At 71.5% G+C, this 18,893-nt stretch carries 13 protein-coding genes and 1 pseudogene; 6 read left to right on the top strand and 8 right to left on the bottom strand.

The annotated features are described in order from the left end of the window. Positions 1–14: 14 nt before the first annotated feature. From ABZ642_RS39805 to ABZ642_RS39815, 3 genes are all read right to left on the bottom strand, one after another. Positions 15–389, bottom strand: coding sequence for a hypothetical protein (locus tag ABZ642_RS39805; RefSeq protein WP_360494343.1), 375 nt, complete (start codon positions 387–389; stop codon positions 15–17). 51 nt (positions 390–440) lie between these two features. Beyond that, a complete protein-coding gene (locus ABZ642_RS39810; protein ID WP_360494346.1) occupies positions 441–1,448 on the bottom strand; it encodes a zinc-dependent alcohol dehydrogenase family protein in 1,008 nt (335 codons plus the stop codon). A 384-nt stretch (positions 1,449–1,832) separates the two neighbouring features. Continuing rightward, positions 1,833–2,261, bottom strand: coding sequence for a secondary thiamine-phosphate synthase enzyme YjbQ (locus ABZ642_RS39815; protein WP_360494349.1), 429 nt, complete (start codon positions 2,259–2,261; stop codon positions 1,833–1,835). A gap of 85 nt (positions 2,262–2,346) precedes the next feature. Here ABZ642_RS39815 and ABZ642_RS39820 point away from each other — a divergent pair, with 85 nt between their 5' ends. After that, positions 2,347–3,423 carry an NAD(P)-binding domain-containing protein gene (locus ABZ642_RS39820; RefSeq protein WP_360494352.1) on the top strand — a complete coding sequence of 359 codons (1,077 nt, stop codon included), beginning with the start codon at positions 2,347–2,349 and terminating at the stop codon, positions 3,421–3,423. Between the two features lie 145 nt (positions 3,424–3,568). Here the strand turns inward: ABZ642_RS39820 and mltG are convergent, their stop codons facing one another. Both mltG and ABZ642_RS39830 read right to left on the bottom strand, forming a co-directional pair. Then, complete coding sequence (mltG, locus tag ABZ642_RS39825; protein ID WP_360494355.1) at positions 3,569–4,501, bottom strand: endolytic transglycosylase MltG; 933 nt, start codon at positions 4,499–4,501, stop codon at positions 3,569–3,571. 234 nt (positions 4,502–4,735) lie between these two features. Next, positions 4,736–6,523, bottom strand: a pseudogene (locus ABZ642_RS39830) (ABC transporter ATP-binding protein); the annotation flags it as partial. Positions 6,524–6,618: 95 nt separating this feature from the next. Between ABZ642_RS39830 and ABZ642_RS39835 the strand changes: the two are divergent. Beyond that, a complete protein-coding gene (locus tag ABZ642_RS39835) occupies positions 6,619–7,071 on the top strand; it encodes a MarR family transcriptional regulator (RefSeq protein ID WP_360494358.1) in 453 nt (150 codons plus the stop codon). Positions 7,072–7,131: 60 nt separating this feature from the next. Here the strand turns inward: ABZ642_RS39835 and ABZ642_RS39840 are convergent, their stop codons facing one another. Both ABZ642_RS39840 and ABZ642_RS39845 read right to left on the bottom strand, forming a co-directional pair. Next, positions 7,132–8,544 carry a cation:dicarboxylase symporter family transporter gene (locus ABZ642_RS39840; protein ID WP_360494361.1) on the bottom strand — a complete coding sequence of 471 codons (1,413 nt, stop codon included), beginning with the start codon at positions 8,542–8,544 and terminating at the stop codon, positions 7,132–7,134. A gap of 186 nt (positions 8,545–8,730) precedes the next feature. Further along, complete coding sequence (locus ABZ642_RS39845) at positions 8,731–10,335, bottom strand: peptide-N4-asparagine amidase (RefSeq protein WP_360494364.1); 1,605 nt, start codon at positions 10,333–10,335, stop codon at positions 8,731–8,733. Between the two features lie 130 nt (positions 10,336–10,465). Between ABZ642_RS39845 and ABZ642_RS39850 the strand changes: the two genes are divergently transcribed. Then, positions 10,466–11,986, top strand: a complete 1,521-nt coding sequence (locus tag ABZ642_RS39850; RefSeq protein ID WP_360494367.1) for a M1 family metallopeptidase — start codon at positions 10,466–10,468, stop codon at positions 11,984–11,986. Positions 11,987–12,200: 214 nt separating this feature from the next. Beyond that, positions 12,201–14,192 (top strand): peptidoglycan recognition family protein, encoded by a 1,992-nt coding sequence (locus ABZ642_RS39855; RefSeq protein WP_360494370.1) that lies wholly within the window; start codon positions 12,201–12,203, stop codon positions 14,190–14,192. A 24-nt stretch (positions 14,193–14,216) separates the two neighbouring features. Here ABZ642_RS39855 and ABZ642_RS39860 read toward each other — a convergent pair whose 3' ends face one another. Further along, the gene (locus ABZ642_RS39860) at positions 14,217–14,984 is read right to left on the bottom strand and encodes a L,D-transpeptidase family protein (RefSeq protein ID WP_360494373.1); all 768 of its coding nucleotides are present in this window, start codon (positions 14,982–14,984) and stop codon (positions 14,217–14,219) included. A 196-nt stretch (positions 14,985–15,180) separates the two neighbouring features. On the opposite strand from ABZ642_RS39860, the gene ABZ642_RS39865 reads away from it, so the two are divergent. Further along, complete coding sequence (locus ABZ642_RS39865) at positions 15,181–17,064, top strand: ABC transporter ATP-binding protein (RefSeq protein WP_360494376.1); 1,884 nt, start codon at positions 15,181–15,183, stop codon at positions 17,062–17,064. Beyond that, entirely contained in the window at positions 17,061–18,842 is a 1,782-nt protein-coding gene (locus tag ABZ642_RS39870) for an ABC transporter ATP-binding protein (protein ID WP_360494378.1), read from the top strand. Before ABZ642_RS39865 ends, ABZ642_RS39870 begins: the two co-directional genes overlap by 4 nt. Positions 18,843–18,893 lie beyond the last annotated feature (51 nt).

Here is an 18,893-nt window from a genome sequence, read left to right on the forward strand (position 1 = left end):
CGCCGAAGACGCACTCATGGCGCAGGCCGCCCCAGAGCACGCCCCGAGGGCCCCGGGGCACCCGGATCGGGACGGCGAAGGAAGCGCGGATCCGTTCCCGGCGCACGGCCTCGTCGTAGTCGTGGGTGATCCCGCTCCCGACAGTAGTCCTGGACCTGTACCGGTCTGGCCAGCAGCATCGCCTTGCCGCCCAGCCCTGCGCCGACGGAGATGCGCAGGTCGCGCAGGCCCTCGGTGGTCACACCCACGAGCCGGTCGATGACGAAGTGGTCGGCGTCGGCGACCATGAGTGCGCCCACGGCGAGGTCGACGCCCGACACGCGGCGCACGTCGTGGAGGAGTATGGTGAACGCTGACGACTGCGCTGCGGTGATGGCGGGATCGGTCATGTACTGCGCCTCCCGGACAGCTCGGTTCGGGCCCCCCTGATGCGGCCGGATTCACGCCTTCGTGTCGTCGTGGGTGACGGTGACGACGATCTTACCGACGTGGCCGTTGGCCGCCATGTAGCGGTGGGCCTCAGCGATGTCCGCGAGGTCGAAGGTGCGGTCCACGACCGGCGTGAAGGAGCCCGAGGCGAGACCGGCGTTGACGAACGCGACGGCGAGGCGCAGCCGCTCGGGGTCCGTGGTGATCTCGAAGAGGGTGTACGTGCTGCTGGTCAGCGCCGGGTAGGAGTGCGCGTTGGGCAGCGGGGTGGGGCGCGGGTCGAGGGCGCCGTAGACCACCAGGAAACCGCCGGGGGCGATGCCCTGGGCGAGGGTCTCGACGCCGGGGCCGGCGACCGGGTCGAAGGCCAGGCGGACGCCCTCGCCGTCGGTGATCTCCTTGATCCGGGCGGGCAGGTCCTCCTCGTCGGTGACGATCACATGGGCCGCACCCGCGTCCAGAAGACGCTGCTTCTTGTCCGCGCCGCGCGTGGTGGCGATCGGGATCGCGCCGACGTGGCGGGCGATCTGGAGGGCGGCCAGGCCGACACTGCTGGAGGCCGCCGCGATCAGGACATGGTCCCCGGGCCGCACCCGGCCGCTCTCGGCGATGGGGCCGTAGGCGGTGATGTAGGCCATCCACACGGCTGCCGCCCGGTCGGGGGCGAGGTCCGCGGCGCGCGGCACCACGGCCGAGGCCGGAACGACGACGTGGTCACCGTAGGTGCCGTACTCGCTCTGCAGGAACGCCGGCACGACCGCGACCGGGTCGCCCTCGGTGAAACCGTTCACGCCCTCGCCGACCGCGTCGACCACGCCCGCGGCCTCATAGCCGAGTGTGGAGGGGAAGCGCGGCCGGTCGAAGTAACTGCCCTCGCGGAACATGATCTCGGCCCGGTTCAGGCCGATCGCGTCGACGCGGATCCGTACTTCCCCCGCGCCGGGGGCGCCCACTTCGACGTGCCGGAGGGTCAGGACCTCGGGGCCGCCGAGCCGGTCGAACTGTACGAGTTTTGCCATGACGTATCCGTCCTGGGAGCGGGAATGGGGACGTGCACCGAACCTGCCCGGTGCCGATGTTCACCTTGCCCCAAGGTTCGATGACCGTCAAATCTTGATGGTCATCGAAGTAATCATTCGGCGGAGGCAGCCATCACGGCCGACAGCAGGCCGGGGAACCGCTCCTCCATCAGGCCTCTGGACCGACACGGGTCAGGACGCGGTGGCCCTCGCACAGCGCGCCCTGGCACGCGGAATCCGTCTCACCGCCGGACCGGCGTTCTCTCCGCACGGCGGGCACCGCACCTTCGTACGACTGCCCGTACGGCACCCGCAAAGCCGCTTCGCGGATGCGGCCCAGGTCATCGCCGACCTTCACAGCACACCAAGCGATCAGGGATGAGGTCAGGAACCCGCGAGAAAGGTGAAACGAACCTGTCGTGACGGATTGTCCGTGTTCGTGTCGACCAGGCACACCGACTGCCAGGTGCCCAGTGCCAGGTGGCCGTCGATCACCGGAAGGGTGGCGTGCGGGGGTACCAAGGCCGGGAGGACGTGGTCACGGCCGTGGCCGGGACTGCCGTGCCGGTGCTGCCAGCGGTCGTCGGCGGGGAGCAGGGTGTGCAGGGCGGCCAGCAGGTCGTCGTCGCTGCCGGCGCCGGTCTCGATGACCGCGATCCCGGCCGTCGCGTGCGGCGTGAAGATGTTCAGCAGGCCGTCGCGGCCGGCCGCGGCCTCGCGCAGGAAGGCCTCGCAGTCGGCGGTCAGGTCGACGACCCGCTCGCGGGTGCCGGTGGCGACTTGGAGCACTCGTGTGGTGAAGGCATCCGACATGCCCCCATCCTCGCCCATCCGCCGGGCCGCCGGCGCTGGCGGCCATGCCGGGAAGATCCCCGCCCGGCCCCCTGTTAGTGGAAGCGTGAACAACTTGGGCGAGGTCGAGGTAGTCGTCATAGGCGCTGGTCAGGCAGGTCTGTCCAGCGCCTATCACCTGCGCCGCACCGGTTTCGAGCCGGACCGCGACTTCGTGGTCCTGGACCACTCCCCCGCCCCGGGCGGCGCCTGGCAGTTCCGGTGGCCGTCGCTGACGTACGGCAAGGTCCACGGGATGCACGCGCTGCCGGGCATGGAGCTGACCGGGGCCGACCCGGCGCGGCCGTCCGCCGAGGTCATCGGTGAGTACTTCGCGGCCTACGAGCGCACCTTCGACCTACGGGTACGGCGCCCCGTGAACGTCCGCGCGGTACGCGAGGGCGAGGGCGGACGGCTGCTCGTGGAGACGGACGCCGGGGACTGGTCGGCGCGGGCGCTGATCAACGCCACCGGTACCTGGGACCGGCCGTTCTGGCCACGTTATCCGGGCCAGGAGACATTCCGCGGGCGGCAGTTGCACACCGCGCAGTACGCCGGGCCCGAGGAGTTCACCGGGAAGCGGGTGGTGGTCGTGGGCGGCGGGGCCTCCGGCACCCAGCATCTGCTGGAGCTCGCCCCGTACGCGGCCGCCACCACCTGGGTCACCCGGCGGCCGCCGGTCTTCCGTGAGGGGCCCTTCGACGAGGGCGTGGGCCGGGCCGCGGTGGCGCTGGTGGAGGAGCGGGTACGGCAGGGGCTGCCGCCACGGAGCGTGGTCTCGGTGACCGGACTGCCCCTCAACGACGCCATCCGGCAGGGCCTGAAGGACGGTGTCCTGGACCGGCAGCCGATGTTCGACCGCCTCACTGCGGACGGGGTGGCATGGAACGACGGCCGGCACGTCGACGCCGACGTCATCCTCTGGGCGACCGGTTTCCGCGCCGCCCTCGACCATCTGACGCCGCTGCGGCTGCGCGAGCCGGGCGGCGGGATCCGCGTCGAGGGGACCCGTTCGGTCGTGGATCCGCGGGTCCACCTCGTGGGGTACGGACCGTCGGCCAGCACCATCGGCGCCAACCGCGCGGGCCGCGCAGCGGTCCGGGACATCAGGCGACTGCTCGCGGGGGAGCCGGTCGCCGCGTGAGGCGCGCGGCCTTGTGCGTGACGCGTTACGCCTTGTCCGTGGCGCGCTGCACCCGACGCCTTGCGCCTTGCGCGTGACGCGTTACGCCTTGTCCGTGACGCGCTGCACCCGACGCCTTGCGCCTTGCGCGTGACGTGCCGGCGCCTCAGCCGGACGATGGTGAGGCCTGCGGCGACTGCGTCGACGGCTGGGCCTTGTTCTTCCGCTCCGCGTTGAACTCCGCGACATTGCGCTGGTGCTCGGCGTAGTCGGCAGTGAACCGCGTGTCCCCCGGCTTGACCGTGACGAAGTACAGCCAGTTCCCCGGCGTCGGGTTCATCGCGGCACGCATGGCGTCCTCACCCGGGTTGTCGATCGGGCTGGGCGGCAGACCCATGCGCTGGTAGGAGTTGTACGGGTTCTCGACACGGGTGTCGTTCGCCGTGGTGTCGAGGGTGCTGCGGTTGAGGCCGTAGTTGAGGGTGGAGTCCATCTGCAGCGGCATGCCGCTCTGCAGCCGGTTGAAGACGACCCGGGCCACCTTCCCCATGTCGGCCTTGTTCGCCGCCTCGGCCTGGACGATGCTGGCGATGGTCACCGCCTGGTAGACGTTCATCGCGTCGCGCTGCGCACCGGCCGCGACGGGCGCGCTGTCGAACCGCTGGTTGGCGGTGTCGACCATGAACCGCAGCACGGACTGCGGGGTCGCGTCCTTCTCCAGGGGATAGGTGGCCGGGAAGAGGTAACCCTCGGGGTTGCCCCCGGCGTCGCCGGGCAGCTTCAGGCCCGCGGTGCCGAGGGACCGCCTGGTGCTGCCGGCGGGCAGGGCGAGCGCCTTGTCGACGGCGTCGTAGACCTGGGACGCGCGCCAGCCCTCCGGGATGACCAGGGAGGCGGACCTGACGGCCGCGCCGTGGGCCAGGAACAGCAGCGGCACCGTCACGGCGGCGCCCGCCACGACGGCGCCGGCCGCGACGAGGAAGAGCCTGCCCCGACGCGTCAGCCGGATCCGGTTCCGCCGGATCACCCCCGGCCTGATCGTGTTCCGTCGGGCCGCGCTCCCTCGGACCGCTTTCCGTCGCGGAGTGTTCATCTGCATGCAGGAACGTTAGCCCGCACACAGCCGCAAACCCGACATATCGTCAGCTTGTCGGCCCCATCTTGCCGACTGCGGCCTGCCGACTGCGGCCTGCCGACTTCAGCCCGTCGGCGGAGTCACCGACTGACGACCCCGGTCGCCCCGTCGGCGCCCCGGCCGTCTCGCCGTCTCCCACTGGGCCGCGTCGTCGGTTCCGGCCGGCCCCTCCCCCGCCGTCTCCGCTGCCGCCGCCGTCTCCACTCGGGCGTCCCGGCGCACCAGCGCCGCGTACCGTCCGTCGAGTTCCAGCAGCTCCTCGTGCGTGCCCCGTTCGGTGACCTGGCCGGAGTCCAGGACGACGATCTGGTCGGCGCCGCGGATGGTGGACAGCCGGTGGGCGATCGTGACGGTCGTCCGGTTGGCCGACAGGGCGTCGATGGCCTCCTGGACGGCGTGTTCGGTGCGGTTGTCCAGAGCGCTGGTCGCCTCGTCGAGGAGGAGGACCGGCGGGTCGCGCAGGATGGTGCGCGCGATGGCCAGCCGCTGCTTCTCACCGCCGGAGAAGCGGTGACCGCGTTCGCCGACGACGGTGTCGTAGCCGTCGGGCAGGGCGGCGATGTGGTCGTGGATCTGGGCCGCGCGGGCCGCCGCGTGGAGTTCCTCGTCGGTGGCGTCCGGCTTGGCGAAGCGCAGGTTGTCGGCGACCGAGGCGTGGAAGAGGTACGTCTCCTGGGAGACGACGCCGACCGCGCGGGCGAGGGTGTCGAAGTCGAGGTCACGGACGTCGACGCCGTCCAGGGTGACCCGGCCGCCGGTGACGTCGTAGAGCCGGGGCACCAGGTAGCCGAGCGTGGACTTGCCGGCGCCGGTCGGGCCGACGACCGCCAGGCTGCCGCCGGCCGGGACGGTGAGGTCGATGCCGTCGAGGACGGGGCCGCTCTTGTCGTCGTAGCGGAACTCGACCTTCTCGAAGCGCACCTCACCCTTCACCCGGTCGAGGTGGACCGGCTCGTCCCGCTCGGTGATGTCGATGGGCAGGTCGAGGTACTCGAAGATGCGCTGGAAGAGGGCGAGCGAGGTCTGGATCTGGACGCCGGTCTGCAGCAGGCTCACGGCCGGGCGGAACAGGCCCTGCTGGAGCGAGACGAAGGCGACGATGGTGCCGAGCGAGATCTGCGGGCCGCTCAGGTGGAGGGCCATGCCGGCGGTCCAGTAGATGACGGCGGGCATCGCGGCCATCACGATCGTGATCACGGCCATCCGCCAGCGGCCGGCCATGTTGGAGCGTACTTCCAGGTCGACGAGTTGCTCGGACTCGTCCGAGAAGGAGGCGGTGAGCGAGTCGGCGCGGCCCATGGTCCGGCCGAGCAGGATGCCGCTGACGGAGAGCGACTCGGTGACCGTGGCGGCCATCGCGGCCATCTGCTTCTGGCGTTCGGTGGTGATCTTCTTGCGCTCGTTGCCGACCCGGCGGCTGATCCACACGAAGGCCGGGAGCAGGACCATCGAGACGACGGTGAGCCGCCAGTCGAGGGCGATCATCGCGACGATCGTGGCGACCACGCTGGTCAGGTTGGAGACCAGCGAGGTGGCCGTCGAGGTGACGGTGGCCTGCATGCCGCCGATGTCGTTGGCTATGCGGGACTGCACCTCGCCGGTGCGGGTGCGGGTGAAGAAGGCGAGCGACATACGCTGGAGGCGGCCGTAGACGGCGGTGCGCAGGTCGTGCATGACGCGCTGGCCGACGGTGGTGGATATCAGCGTCTGCAGAACGCCGAAGATGCTGGTGAGGACGGCACTGAGGATCATGCCCAGGGCCAGCAGGCTGAGCAGTCCGGTGCGGCCCTGCGGGATCGCGGTGTCGAGGATCGCCTTCAGGAGGAAGGGGGTGGCGACCGAGACCAGCGAGGCGGCGCCCACCAGCAGGCCGACGATCGCGAGCCGGCCGCGGTAGGGACGGAAGAGGCTGAGGATACGGCGCACCTGGCGGGGTTGTCCGGCCGAGGTGCCGTCGGGGGTCCAGTTGATCTCGTCTCGGGGCATGGCTCCTACGGATGGGTGTGGTGTGTACGGACTCACGGAGCATAGCTCACTGTTACCTATACTCACAATGAACATGGTCCTGATATTGTTCCCGTATGAGCACCCCCGACTCCGACGGCCCGCTCGCCGAGCAGTTGCTACGCCTGACACGCCGGGTGTGGCGTATCCAGAAGCGCCATCTGCAGGCGCGGGATCTGGGCGTCACCCCGGCCCAGTCTCGACTGCTGCGCACCCTCGCGCACTACGACACCCCCCCGCGCATGGCCGACCTCGCCGAGCGGCTGGAGGTGGTGCCGCGCGCGGTGACGACGCTGGTCGACGGCCTGGAAGCGAGCGGCAAGGTGTGCCGGGTGCCGGATCCGACGAACCGCCGGGTGACCCGGATCGAGATCACGGACGAGGGGCACGAGACCCTGCGCGGACTGCGGGCGGCCCGGAGGTCCGCGGCCGAGGAGATCCTGGCTCCACTGTCGGAGGAGCAGCGGGAGGTGCTGGGCGGCTTGCTGGACACGCTGGTCGACGGGGCGGCGGTCGCGAAGCACTGCTGAGACGCGACACGGAGCGGCTCCCCTCCGGAATCCGGAGGGGAGCCGCTCCGCTTCCGCACGTCAGCGTTCGGACACGGACTCCTTGTCCGGCACCTGCGCGGGCACCTCGGCCTCGGTGACCGCGGCGCCGGCGACCGCGTCCTCGGCAACCCCGTCCTCGACGACCGCGACTTCGGTGACCGCGACCTCACCGCCCAGCACCTTCTTCGCCCGCTCGACATCCAGCGCGCCCTCCCAGCGGGAGACGGCGAAGACGGCGACGCAGTTGCCGAGCAGGTTGGTGACCACGCGCATCGAGTCCATGATGCGGTCGACGCCGAGCAGCAGGGCGACGGCACCGGCCGGGATCGCCCCGAGCGAGGAGGCGGTGGCGGACAGGGCGAGGAAGGCCGAACCGGGGATGCCGGCCATGCCCTTGCTGGTGAGCATCAGCACCAGGACCACGGTGATCTGCTGACCCAGGCTCAGGTCGACTCCCACGGCCTGGGCGATGAACAGGGTGCCGATGGACAGGTAGAGCGAGGCACCGTCGAGGTTGAAGGAGTACCCGGTGGGCAGCACCAGGCCGACGGCGTCGTCGCGGGCGCCCGCCTTGCGCAGCTTCTGCATCACGCGCGGCAGCACGGACTCCGTGGAGGCGGTGCCCAGCGCGAGCAGCAGCTCCTCCCGGATGTAGCGGACGAACTTCCAGAGGCTGAGCCCGGTCAGCGCCTTCAGGGCTACCGCCAGCAGGGCGACGAAGAGCGCGGCGGCCACGTAGCACAGGACGATCAGCTTGGCGTAGGTCTCGATGACACCGAGGCCGTACTGGCCGATCAGCACGGCCATCGCGCCGAAGACGGCGATCGGGGCGAGGCGCATCACGAAACCGACGATCGCGAAGATGATCTCCTGCGCCTGCTCGATGGCCGGCAGCACCTGCGGCACCCTGGTGTGGCCGAGGTGGAGCAGGGCCGCGCCCACCAGGCAGGCCAGGACGAGCACCTGGAGCAGGGAGTTGTCGGCGAAGGCGCCGATGAAACTGGTGGGCAGGGCTTCGAGGACGAACTCGGCCGTCGAGGGCAGCGAGCCGCCACCCGTCTTCGCGTCGACCGCCTTGGCGCTCAGCGTGGCCGGGTCGACATGCATTCCGGAGCCCGGTTGGACGACGTTGGCGGCGACCAGGCCGACGACCAGCGCGAGCGTGCTCGCCGCCTCGAACCAGATCAGGGCCTTGAGCCCGATCCGCCCGAAGGCCTTGAGATCACCGGCCTTGGCGATGCCGACGACGACCACGCAGAACACCAGCGGGGAGATGATCGTCTTGATGAGCCGGGTGAAACCGTCGCCGAGCGGCTGCAGGTCCGAGGCGAAGCCGGGCCACAGCTTCCCGACGACGATTCCGAGCACGAGCGCGCAGGCGACCTGCGCGAAGAGAGAGGTACGCATGATGCGTGCGACGCGTCGCGGCAGGGACGGTACGGACTGCGGCACGGGCACTCCTGGTGTGGGGGTTCGACTCGCGGAAGCCGAGCGGGACTTCCGCGACAGCGGGACTTCTGCCATACGGAAAGCGGTTTCCGTGTCGATCACTCTGGAGGCCTTCTTGATCCCGTTCGAAACCACCGTGTGTCAGCCGCGTAAATCACGCGCCTGGTGACGCATCGCACACAACTCGGCTCAGCAGCCGCGGCGGTCCTCCGTCAGCACCCCCTGTTCGGTGGCCAGCGAACGGTCGTAGCATCCGCCGGACCCGTACAGCCGGTACCGCTCGCCAGACGTGCCGACCGCGTGACGCTGGTCGCGCGGCACATTCAGGGTGTACGCCGCGTCACCGCGGTAGATGTCGTCCAGCCGCGACCACCCGCGGCCGGGCCGGCTGACCGCCGCCCGGTCGCCGAGGGTGAGTTCGGTACGCAGGCGGTCGTCGGTGCCGACGGTGATGGCGCCGTTCATCGTGTACGTCCGGTCGGTGCGTGTCGTCCGGGACACCCCGGCCGCCCTCACCGTGACGTTCTGGTCGTCCGTCCAGACGGCGTCGAGCGCGTCCGTCGTCTCACCGTCGTTCCAGCGGTGCGCGGAGGTGTTGGCCAGCGTCCGGCTGACCGTGGTGGTCACCCTGCCGTGCGAGGTGTCGACGTAGCCGGAGACGGTCAGCCGGTGCCCGGCGTCGGTGTCGACCCGGTACTCCCCCGAACCCGGCGTGTACACCGATGAGTTGACGGGGTCGGAGGCCGTGGCCGCGGTGAGCCTGCCGGTGACGTGGGCGCGGTGCGCGTCCTGCCAGACCAGCACGTTCACGGGGGCGCTCCAGCCGGCCTGGCCCTCGGGCACCCCGGCGACGGAGACCTCGACCCGGTGCGGGCGGCCGTCGTCGAGAAGCCCGGCGAACGGCGTCAGGTCGTATTCGATCGGCTTGACGTCGAAGGCGCGGGGGCCCGGAACGACATACCAGAGGAAGGGGTTGGACCAGCCGCCGGTCCACACGTTCGGGAACGGCGCGGCGATTCCGGCGAGTCGGCCGTCCACCTCGATCTGCACCTCACGGTACGGCCCCTTGTCCGCCTTGCAGGAGTACGACGCCGGGTCGGCGACCGTCAGATACCAGAACTCCTCGCAGCCGCCGCCGGATCCGGTGGCGTACACCTCGGCGACGATGCGCTCGCTGTTGCGCGGGGTGGTGAGGGTGGTACCGCCGTCCAGGGTGAGCACCTTGTCGGGGACCGTGGCCCGGGGGCGCCCCGCGTAGAACGTGAGCGTGACCTTGACGTCGATGACGCCGGTGTACGTGTCGTCGACGACGTTGCCGATCAGCATCTCGACGTCCCGCGTGCCCCGGAAGGTGTCGCTGTAGCGGGTGACGTCCTTCTCCACGTGCCACTCGATGCCGTCGGGCGAGGGCTCGGGGGTGGAGGTGCGCAGCACCTCGACGCCTCCGACGTGCAGATAGCCGAGCCGGTCGTACTGACGGCCCTTCACCTTGCCGTCGAGCCGGAGCACCACCTTGCTCCACCGGTCGCCGCAGCCCCGGGGCGGCGTGTAGGTGCCCCGGTACGGTGTGAAGTCACGGAACTGGGCCTCGGCCAGGGTGACTTGGCAGGACTTGGCGCCCTTGGGCACGGACACCGGCGGGGCGGCGGTCACCGGGTCGTGCCAGTCGGTGCCGAACTCCGCCGGGACGTCGGCGGCTACGGCGGCGGAGGCAGCCGTACCGAGGAGCGCGCTCACCAGGAGGGGCACCCCGGCCAGCCCGGCAAGCATGGACATGACGATCCGTCTTCTCATGGCCGGTGTTCTACGGGGAGTTGACCGCCGACCGCAATGAGGAGATCGGCCGACCGCTCCGCGACCCGCGGGAACCCGTACCAGAGGAACAAAAAGTGCTATAAGGGGATCTTACTGCCACAGTGCTCCCATGGAGATCACGACCGCTCACGTCCGTCGCGCGGCTCTCGCCCTCGCCCTCGGCGGTGCCGTCGCCCTCACCTGCGACGCCGTGCTCGCCGACCTCCCACAACGGAGCCACGGCTCCCCCGCCCCCGGCCCCTCGGCCGCCGCCTCCGAACCGGCCCCGGCCCCCGGCGCCCCGGGCATCGGCGACCCGCTGATGCCGCTGGACGGCAACGGCGGCTACACGATGCGCCGTTACACGCTCGACTTCGACTGGCAGGCGCCCGGGACGCCGTTCGAGGCCGGCACCACCATCAGCGCCACCGCCACCCAGGCCCTGTCCCGCTTCGACCTGGACTTCGCCGGCAACACCCTGCACAAGGTCACCGTCGACGGCACACCGGCCATCGCCGTACGGGACGGCGACGAACTCGTCGTCACGCCCGCGCGACCGATCCCCCGCGGCCACGCGTTCGCGGTCCGCGTCACCTACACCGCCGACCCCACCCAGCGCCGTCGGCGCGGCGACGCGATCCGGGAGTACGGCTGGGTGCCCACCGCCGACGGAACCCTGCTCTGTGCGCAGCCCGACGGCGCCAAACTGGTCTTCCCGGTGGACGACCATCCCAGCCTGCGGGCGCCGGTCACCTTCCGCATCACCACCCCCGCGGGGCTCCGCGCGGTGGCCAACGGCCGGCTCGTCGACCGTGTCCAGCGGCCGGGCGGACGGGTGCGCTGGACTTACGACTCCGAGGAGCCCATCGCGGCCCAGCTGATCCAGGTGGCGATCGGGAAGTTCACGGTCGTCGACAGCACGGGCCCGCGCGGGCTGCCCGTGCGGGACGTGGTGCCGGACGGCCTGGTCGCGGACACCGAGGCCGACCGCGCGCTCACTCCGGAACACCTCGCCTGGCTGGAACGGCGGCTCGGCCCGTACCCGTTCCGCCGCTACGGCGTGCTGGTCGGGGACACCGACCTGCCGGTGGCGCTGGAGACGCAGTCGCTGTCCGTCGTACCCAAGGACGACCTGCTCGGCGACCGGGTCGACGCCGAACGCAATCTCGTCCACGAGCTGACCCATCACTGGACCGGGGACAGCGTCGCCATCCGGCGGTGGTCCGACCTGTGGCTGAGTGAGGGTCATGCCCGGTTCTACGAGCGGCTGTACTCCGACGAGCACGGCGGCGTCCGCATGGAGGACGCCATGCGGGACGCGTACGAGCAGCACGACCAGTGGCGCCACGACGACGGAGCCCCCGCCGAGCCGACGGAGCCGACGTTGTTCAAGGTGATGCGGTACGACGGCTCGGCGCTGGTGCTGTACGCCCTGCGGGAGAAGGTCGGTGACGAGACGTTCGACCGGATCGAGCGCACCTGGGTGACCCGGTACCGGGGCCGCGCGGCCGGCACCAAGGACTTCGTCGCGCTCGCCTCCGAGGTCGCGGGCGAGGATCTGACGCCCTTTCTGACGCCCTGGCTGTACGGGCCGGACACCCCACCGATGCCCGGGCATCCCGACTGGCGGGTGGACCCGGTCGAGGACTGAGTCCGCACGGTGTGCGGCCGCCCCTCGGATGCCGATCCGCTGCCGCCGACCGGGTGGCCTCTGCCGGACCGCTGGTCCACCCGGTTGACGTTCGGCGCGCCGTGCCGCGCCGGACACGGAAACGTACAGGGGGTGACGTTAAGGGCGATCCATTCGCCCTGGTTGCGACGAGCGTGGTTGGAGACCCTCAGCAAGCGGTTGGAGACCCTCCGGTATGAGAAGAACTGTCGCTCCACGTGTGCCCGGCGCCCTGCGGAACTGCCGGCTGACGGCCTGTCTGCTCGCGACGGCCGCGCTGCTGCCACCGCTGCTGATCCTCCCGGCGTCGGGCGCCGACGAGGCGGAGGACCAGCGTCTGCAGAACGCCTTCACCGATGCCGCCCGCGAGTTCCACGTGCCGCGCAGTGTGCTCCTGAGCGTGTCCTACATGCAGTCGCGCTGGGACTCCCACCCGGGCACCCCCAGCGTCGCGGGCGGCTACGGGCCGATGCACCTGGTGGAGACCGGCGGCGGCCGCGCCCCCGCACCGGGGGCGGCACCGACGGCGCCGGACGGCCGTAAGAACAGCCCCCTCGCGGGGACGGTGTTCGCCGCGGGCGGGCACGCCGTGCAGCCGGCGGACCTGGAACGCGCCGCACGGCTGATCAAGGTCCCGCCCGCGGCGCTGCGGACGGACGCCGTCGCCAACGTGCGCGGTGGCGCGGCCCTGCTGGCCGCCGCACAACGGCATCTCGGCAAGCCGCTCAGCAACAACCCGGAGGACTGGTGGCAGGCGGTGGAACGTTTCCCCGGCACCCGTGACGTCACCACGGCGACGACCTACGCCGACGACGTCTTCACCCTGATCCGCCGGGGAGCGCACCGCACCACCGCCGAAGGCCAGGAGGTCACGCTCTCCGCCTCCCCCGGCGTACGCTCGCACCCCGGCCCGCAGGTCCCGCACCGGCCCAAGGAGGTCGAGTGCCCTCGGGAGCTGTCCTGTGACTGGCTCGCCGCGCCCTACGAGGAGATCGACGAGGACGGCGACTACGGCAACCACGACCTGGCCGACCGACCCCGGGACCAGAAGATCGAGTACATCGTCATCCACGACACCGAGTCGACACTGCCGAACATGTTCAAGACCGTGCAGGACCCGACCGAGGCGTCCTGGCACTACTCGATCCGCTCCAGCGACGGCCACGTCACCCAGCACGTCAGGACCAAGGACGAGGCCTGGCACTCGGGCAGCAAGTTCGTCAACGGCCGTTCGATCGGCGTCGAACACGAGGGGTTCCTCGCCCACCCCGGCACCTGGTACACGGAGCAGATGTACCGGTCCTCGGCCCGCCTGGTGCGCTTCCTGGCGAAGAAGTACGGCGTCCCGATGGACCGGCAGCACATCTTCGGCCACGACAACGTGCCGGCCCCCACCGGCGACAGCATCCCCGAGATGCACGAGGACCCCGGTCCCTTCTGGGACTGGCAGCACTACTTCGACCTGCTCGGCGCGCCGTTGAAGGCCACGGCCGGACCGAACAGCGACATGGTGATGATCCTGCCGGACTACGCGACCCACAAGCCGCGGTACACCGGGTGCGACGGCGCCGGGAAGCGGTGCCAGCCGCACGGCTCCAGCGCCGTCCGCCTGCACACCCGGCCGGCCGACGACGCCCCGCTGATCCAGGACCCGGGCCGCAGGCCGGACGGCGACGAGTCCACCGAGGACGTCAGTGACCTCGGTTCGCGTGTCTCCACCGGCCAGACCTTCGCCGTGGCCGACCGCCGGGGCGAGTGGACGGCGATCTGGTTCCAGGGCAACAAGGCCTGGTTCAAGAACCCCAAGGACCACCCGACGGCGGTCGGCGCGAGCGGCCGCATGGTGACACCGAAGGAGGGCCTGGACGAGATCCCGGTGTACGGGCGTGCCCTGCCCGAGGAGGAGGCCTACCCGGAGGGAATGGAGGAGGAGACCGACTCGCCGCTCCCGTACACCCTGCGGGCGGGCCAGCGTTATGTGACACAGTCCGGTGTCGGCAGTTCCTATGTCGACAGATCGACCTTCTCCGGTACGCCCCAGCCCGTGGTACTGGGCCAGGAGAGGTACTACGAGATCCAGTTCGGCCACCGGCTGGCCTACGTCCGGGCGAACGACGTGGACCTGGTGCACGCGAGCACCGGCTCGGCCGGGGCACCCGAGCAGCAGCCCGGCGCGGCCGGCCGGTGACCCCGCGCGACCCCCGGGGTCTCGCTAGGCAAGCAGGTCCGTCCTGTCCCCCATCACCACGACGGGATCGCGGTGGGGGTCGAGCGTGCGGAGCAGGAACCGCATGGCCTCCTCGGAGAGGCCGATGCAGGCCGAGGTGCCGCTGCCGTGGTCGAGGTGCAGCCAGATCTTGCCGCCCCGTTCGGCTCCCCAGGGGCGGGTGACGTCGTGCGGCGGTGCGCCTCGCAGCCGGTTGTAGTCGATGGCGATGACGTAGTCGAAGTCGTGCCGGTACGCCGGGCTCCAGTACGACGGGGGCGCGTAGGCGGTCTCGTCATGGGTGTAGGAGAGCCGGGTGCCCGGGTCGGGGAGCACACCGCCCGCGTCGGTGACGGTGAACACGCCGACCGGGCTGCGCCCGTCGCCCGCGTAGTGGTCGGTGGTCCAGCCGTTCCGCCCGTTGTGGGCGGGCCAGCTGCCCACCGGGTGCCAGCCGTCGCCCCGCAGGCTGTAGAGCACGGCCGTGGCGTCCGCCGAGTCCCCGCCCTCGCCGTACACGGCCAGGACCTGGCCGGAGTCGGCGGGGATCGCCGCGTGCAGCCGTTCGCCGACACCGGGCAGCGCGGTCGCGTCGCCGACGGAAACAGCCGGCCACGGCCGCGGGACCCCGCTCGCCCGGGCGGCCGCGCCGGGCACCCCTGATACGCCGTTCTTCGCACCGCCGCCGCTCTCCGGTCCCCCACAGCCGGCCAGGGCCATCAGGACGGTTGCGGAGGCCACCGCCGTCGCACACCGAACGCTCTTGATCTGCACCCGGACATCCTGACATCACATATAGACACATTGATTGACTTTACGAACATAGACCGCGTGTTGGACGGCGAGCCCTGACCGGAAGGCGGCGGATTTCACCGACCGTCCGGGAAAACCGTTTGATTTCGACCACGCTGCGACGCGAACCTTTCACGGCTTGTCGCCACCTTCCCCCGACACGAGCCGCTGGGACGTCATGCAAATTCAAGATCTTCCGTATTCCGATCCGGGCGTGCCGGACGCACGTTCGGGTCCTCGATTCCTGTGGTGGCTCGGGCGGAACCAACTGGGTGGCCAGCTCAAGGCGCTGGCCTGGGGACTGCTGCACTTCACGGCCGTCTCCGCGCTGCCCTTCTGTGTGGGGTTCGCCGTCCAGGCCGTCGTGGACCGCTCCGGCACCCGTCTGGCGCTGACGGGCGGTCTGCTCGTGCTGTGCGGTGCGGCGATCGCCGTCGGCGACACCTTCCTGCACCGGGCCGCCGTCACCAACTGGATCACCGCGGCCGCCCGCGTCCAGCAACTGCTCGCCCGCAAGGCCGCCCGGCTGGGTTCGGCGCTGACCCAGAGGGTGGCGGCCGGCGAGGTGGTCGCCGTCTCCACCGGCGACGTCGAGAAGATCGGCTGGTTCGTCGAGGCGGTCTCCCGGTTCACCGCGGCCGCCCTGACGGTCGTCGTGGTCGGCGTCGGCCTGCTCTTCTACCAGCCCGCACTCGGCTGGGTGGTCGCCGCGGGACTGCCGCTGGTGGCGCTGGCCGTGCTGCCGCTGCTGCCCCGGGCGACCCGGCGCGCCGACTTCCAGCGCGCCAAGGCCGGCCGGGCCACCGAGTTGGCCTCGGACACCGTGGCGGGACTGCGGGTGCTGCGCGGCATCGGCGGCGAGGACCTCTTCCTCGACCGCTACCGCCGCGCCTCCCAGGAGGTGCGCCGGGCCGCCGTGCGCAGCGCCCGGATGTGGTCCCTGATCGCCGCGATCCAGGTGCTGGTGCCCGGGCTGCTGCTGATCGCGGTGGTCTGGCACGGCGTCCACCTCGCCCGGCAGGGCCGGGTCACCGTCGGCGAACTGGTCACCGTCTACAGCTCGGTCATGATCCTCAACTACCCGTTGCAGCACTTCACCGAGATCGCCATGGCGTACTCCTTCTCGCGCCCCTCGGCGAAACGGGCCGCCCGGGTGCTCTCCCTGGAGCGGGCCACCGACACCGGCGGCTCGCGCGCGGACGCGATGCCGGACGGTGACCTGTACGACCCGGACACCGGTCTGCTGGCGCCCGCGGGCCGGCTGACCGCCGTGGTCTGCGGCGACCCCGACGCGGCCGGCCACCTCGCCGAACGGCTGGGCGGCCACCCCGCCGAGGCCGCCACCTCCGTGCTGCTCGGCGGTGTACCGCTCGACGAACTGCCCCTGGAGACCGCCCGCACCGCGGTGCTCGTCCAGGACAAGGACCCGGTGCTGCTCTCCGGTTCGCTGCGCGACCTGCTCGACGTGCCGGCCTCCGGCGCCGTGCGGGCCGAGGAGGCGCTGGCCGCCGCCCAGTGCGCGGACGTCCTGGAGGCCCTGGTCCAGGGCTCGTTGGACGTCACCGACCCGCTGGACGCCCGGATCACCGAGCGGGGCCGCTCCCTGTCGGGCGGCCAGCGCCAGCGGCTCGCACTGGCCCGGTCGCTGATCACCGACCCCGAGGTGCTCGTCCTGGACGAGCCGACCTCCGCCGTCGACTCGCACACCGAGGCGCGGATCGCGGAGGGCATCCGCGAGGTGCGGTCCGGCCGTACGACCGTGCTGTTCACCTCCTCGCCGCTGCTGCTCGACCGGGCCGACCGGGTCGTCCTCGTCCACGAGGGCGAGGTCGAGGCGGTCGGCGTGCACCGCGAACTGGTGCGCACCGAGCCCCGGTACCGGGCGGTGGTGACCCGGGAGACCGACGACGAAGCCGCCGTGCGGAACACGAGGGACGCGGACGTCGCCCTGCCAGGCGGCACGCTCAAGGAGAGAGAAGCCGCCCTGCGAGGCGGCGCGCCCGAGGAGAAAGAAGCCGCGCTGCGAGGCAGTGCGCTGGAAGAGATCGAGGAAAGCGCATGATCGGCGTCGCTCCACCGGCGTACGACCCGGCGGCCCCGACGACGGCCACCACCCTGCCCGTCGGCGCCACCTCGACCGTGCGCGCCTACGTGGCCGAACTGTTCCGCCGGCATCGCCGGGCCTTCTCCGTCCTCGTCCTGGTCAACACCGTGGCCGTGATCGCTTCCATGGTCGGCCCGTACCTGCTCGGCGGCCTGATCGAGCGGGTGTCGGACGGTGCCCGTGACCTCCATCTGGGCCTGACCATCGGCCTGTTCGTGCTCGCGCTCGCCGTCCAGGCCGTCTTCGTGCGCGAGGTACGGCTGCGGGGCGCCATGCTCGGCGAGCGGATGCTGGCCGACCTGCGCGAGGACTTCCTCGTCCGGTCCGTCGGATTGCCGCCGGGCGTCCTGGAGCGGGCGGGCACGGGTGATCTGCTGTCCCGGATCACCACCGACATCGACCGGCTCGCCAACGCCATGCGGGAAGCCGTGCCACAGCTGTCCATCGGCGTCGTGTGGGTGGTGCTGCTGCTCGGCGGTCTCGTGGTCACGGCGCCGCCGCTGGCCGCCGCCGTGCTGCTCGCCCTGCCGATCCTGGTGATCGTCTGCCGCTGGTACTTCAAGCGGGCGCCCGCCGGCTACCGCTCCGAGGCCGCCGGGTACGCGTCGGTGGCCGCCGCCCTCGCGGAGTCCGTGGACGCCGGGCACACCGTCGAGGCGCACCGGCTCGGCGCCCGGCGCATCGCCCTGTCCGAACGCCGGGTCAAGGAGTGGACGGCATGGGAGCGCTACACGCTGTGGCTGCGCTCGGTGCTGTTCCCGGCCATGAACGCCACCCACACCACCGTGCTCGGCTCGGTGCTGATGATCGGCGGCGCCCTCGTCATCGACGGCCGGCTCGACGTGGGCCAGCTGACCACGGGCGCCCTCATCGCCCAGATGCTCGTCGAGCCGGTGAACCTGATCCTGCGCTGGTACGACGAGGTCCAGGTCGCCCAGGTGTCGCTGGCCCGGCTGGTCGGCGTCCGGGACATCGAACCGGACGCCGGTGACGCCTCGCTGGCTCCCGAGGGCCGCGAGGTGCACGCGGACGAGGTCCGCTTCGGCTACCTGCAGGGCGTCGACGTGCTGCGCCAGGTCTCCCTGGAGGTCGCGCCCGGCACCCGCCTCGCCCTGGTGGGGCCCTCGGGTGCGGGCAAGTCCACCCTGGGCCGGCTGCTCGCCGGGATCTACGCGCCCCGCGACGGCCGGATCACCCTCGGCGGCGCCGAGCTGTCCCGGATGACCGCCGAACGGGTCCGCTCCCATGTCGCCCTCGTCAACCAGGAGCACCACGTCTTCGTGGGCTCCCTGCGCGACAACCTGCTGCTCGCCCGGACCGGCGCCGAGGACGCCGAGCTGTGGGCGGCCCTGGGGGCGGTGGACGCGGACGGCTGGGCGCGAGCCCTGGAGCAGGGTCTGGAGACCGAGGTGGGCTCCGGCGGCCTCACGCTGACCCCGGCGCAGGCCCAGCAGATCGCGCTGGCCCGGCTGGTCCTGGCCGACCCGCACACTCTCGTCCTGGACGAGGCGACCTCGCTCCTGGATCCGCGCGCGGCCCGCCATCTGGAGCGTTCCCTGGCCCGGGTCCTCGACGGCCGCACCGTGGTCGCCATCGCGCACCGGCTGCACACCGCCCATGACGCGGATGTCATCGCCGTGGTCGAGAACGGCCGGATCAGCGAGCTCGGCAGCCATGACGAGCTGGTGGCGGCCGACGGCGCCTACGCGGCGCTGTGGCGGTCGTGGCACGGGTGACCGGCCGTGGCACGGGGTGCGCGCCGCAGGTCGAGCCCCGTGCCGTTGCGC

It is taken from the genome of Streptomyces sp. NPDC007157, from assembly GCF_040634235.1.
In the GTDB taxonomy this organism is placed as follows: Bacteria; Actinomycetota; Actinomycetes; order Streptomycetales; family Streptomycetaceae; genus Streptomyces.

Excerpts from the sequence above, each read along its gene's own strand:
- ABZ642_RS39805 (WP_360494343.1), bottom strand. The coding sequence starts at position 389 with ATGACCGATCCCGCCATCACCGCAGCGCAGTCGTCAGCGTTCACCATA.
- ABZ642_RS39810 (WP_360494346.1), bottom strand. The coding sequence starts at position 1,448 with ATGGCAAAACTCGTACAGTTCGACCGGCTCGGCGGCCCCGAGGTCCTG.
- ABZ642_RS39815 (WP_360494349.1), bottom strand. The coding sequence starts at position 2,261 with ATGTCGGATGCCTTCACCACACGAGTGCTCCAAGTCGCCACCGGCACC.
- mltG (WP_360494355.1), bottom strand. The coding sequence starts at position 4,501 with ATGCAGATGAACACTCCGCGACGGAAAGCGGTCCGAGGGAGCGCGGCC.
- ABZ642_RS39835 (WP_360494358.1), top strand. The coding sequence starts at position 6,619 with ATGAGCACCCCCGACTCCGACGGCCCGCTCGCCGAGCAGTTGCTACGC.
- ABZ642_RS39845 (WP_360494364.1), bottom strand. The coding sequence starts at position 10,335 with ATGAGAAGACGGATCGTCATGTCCATGCTTGCCGGGCTGGCCGGGGTG.
- ABZ642_RS39850 (WP_360494367.1), top strand. The coding sequence starts at position 10,466 with ATGGAGATCACGACCGCTCACGTCCGTCGCGCGGCTCTCGCCCTCGCC.
- ABZ642_RS39855 (WP_360494370.1), top strand. The coding sequence starts at position 12,201 with ATGAGAAGAACTGTCGCTCCACGTGTGCCCGGCGCCCTGCGGAACTGC.
- ABZ642_RS39865 (WP_360494376.1), top strand. The coding sequence starts at position 15,181 with ATGCAAATTCAAGATCTTCCGTATTCCGATCCGGGCGTGCCGGACGCA.
- ABZ642_RS39870 (WP_360494378.1), top strand. The coding sequence starts at position 17,061 with ATGATCGGCGTCGCTCCACCGGCGTACGACCCGGCGGCCCCGACGACG.